General features: G+C 71.2%; 2 protein-coding genes. Both read right to left on the bottom strand.

Features of this window, described 5'->3' with window-relative positions:
* Positions 1-552, bottom strand: a 552-nt coding sequence (locus C1I97_RS36315; protein WP_146608419.1) for a CYTH domain-containing protein, incomplete at its 3' end; no start/stop codon positions are given.
* Between the two features lie 70 nt (positions 553-622).
* Entirely contained in the window at positions 623-1,819 is a 1,197-nt protein-coding gene (rodA, locus tag C1I97_RS36310) for a rod shape-determining protein RodA (protein WP_111007167.1), read from the bottom strand.
* Positions 1,820-1,893 lie beyond the last annotated feature (74 nt).

Here is a 1,893-nt window from a genome sequence, read left to right as displayed (position 1 = left end):
GGAGGGGCGTACGCCCGCTTTGCGCAGCCGTTTCTCCACGGTGTCGAGGAAGGCGGGGTCGCCGCCGTCGGCCAGTTCCACCTCGATCTCGGTCCACTGGGCGGCGCGGCCGGCGCCGGTCAGGCGTTCGGCCCGTACGTCGTCGACGCTGGCCTCGGCAAGCAGCGCGCCGTCCGCGTCGACGAGGTGGCTGATGTCGCGCCGGGAGCGGATGCGGACCAGGGGGAGCAGTTCGTCGCGGCGGACGCGGGAGCGGACGAGTGCGGCGAGGGCGGGCGGCACGGTGTCGGACAGGGGGGCGCGGATCTCGTCGCGTACGCCGGGGGCGACCGGGAACTTCAGGTGCCAGCCCGCGTCGCCGCCGCCGGTGCGGCGGCGCAGGGTGATGCCGGCGGCGGCGAGGCGTTCGTCGGCGGTGTCGTAGTAGACGGCGTCCAGGTCGGCGACGCCCTTGTCGAGGACGGCCGCGGTCCCGCCGACGCCGGTCAGGTCGGGCAGACCACCTGCGCCGGACTCATACTTGCGCTCGTTTTCGCGCTTGGTGTCCGTCATGGACCGAATCTAGTACCGATCGGCGCGGAAGAGCCGCCCCGCATCCGGGAGCGGCTCAACCGCCGGAGGTCTACGCCGACATCGGCCGCTGCACTCTGATCGACTGCAGCAGCCCCACCGCCCCCCACACCGCGAACATCGCCGAGCCGCCGTAGGACACGAACGGCAGGGGCAGTCCGGTGACCGGCATGATGCCGAGGGTCATGCCGATGTTCTCGAAGCTCTGGAAGGCGAACCAGGCGACGATTCCGGCGGCGACGATCGTGCCGTACAGATCGGTCGTCTCGCGGGCGATGCGGCAGGCGCGCCACAGGACGACCCCGAGCAGGACGATGATCAGACCGGCGCCGGCGAAGCCGAGTTCCTCGCCCGCGACCGTGAAGACGAAGTCGGTCTGCTGTTCGGGCACGAACTGGCCGGTGGTCTGCGAGCCGTGGAAGAGGCCCGCGCCGGTCAGACCGCCGGAGCCGATGGCGATGCGGGCCTGGTTGGTGTTGTAGCCGACGCCGGCCGGGTCGAGGCTGGGGTTGGCGAAGGCGGCGAACCGGTTGATCTGGTACTCGTCCAGGATGTGCAGCTGCCAGATGGCGACGCAGCCGACGACGCCGGTCGTGAGCAGGCCGAAGACCCAGCGGTTGGAGGCGCCGGAGGCGAGCAGCACGCCCAGGACGATGGTCAGCAGGACCAGGACCGTGCCGAGGTCGGGCATGAGCAGCACGATCATGATCGGGACGGCGGCCAGGCCCAGCGACTGCAGGACCGTGCGGTGGTCGGGGTACATCTTGTCGCCGGCGTCGACCCGGGCCGCGAGCAGCATCGCCATGCCCAGGATGATCGTGACCTTCACGAACTCGGAGGGCTGCAGGGAGAGGCCGCCGACGACGATCCAGTTGCGGCTGCCGTTGATGGTGGCGCCGAGCGGGGTGAGCACCAGCAGCACCCCGAGCACCGAGACCCCGTACAGGACCGGCACGGCGTTGCGCAGGGCGCGGTGGCCGAGCCAGACGGTGGCGATCATCAGGGCGACCCCGATGCCGGTGTTCAGCAGGTGCCGGAGCAGGAAGTAGTACGGGTCGCCCTTGTTGATCTCGGTGCGGTTGCGGGTGGCCGAGTAGACCAGGGCGGCACCGATCATGGACAGCGCGAGCGCGGACAGCAGTATCGGCCAGTCGAGCCGGCGGGCCAGTGAGTCGCGGGCGAAGAGCCGGGTCCAGCGGGCCTGTTCGGGTCCGTATCCGGAGACGGAGAAGCTGTTCGCGCCGGTCATGCGGTCGTCCTCCGGCTTCCCCTCCGGCGCGGGCGCCTGCGGGTGTCGCGGTTGCCCGTGGGGGGCGTGGGGGT

Origin of the sequence: Streptomyces sp. NTH33 (assembly GCF_003236365.1) — a bacterium.
GTDB lineage: Bacteria > Actinomycetota > Actinomycetes > Streptomycetales > Streptomycetaceae > Streptomyces.
The sequence above is the reverse complement of the archived record's forward strand: the minus strand, read 5'-3'. Positions and strand labels throughout refer to the sequence as shown.

Excerpts from the sequence above, each read along its gene's own strand:
- rodA (WP_111007167.1), bottom strand. The coding sequence starts at position 1,819 with ATGACCGGCGCGAACAGCTTCTCCGTCTCCGGATACGGACCCGAACAG.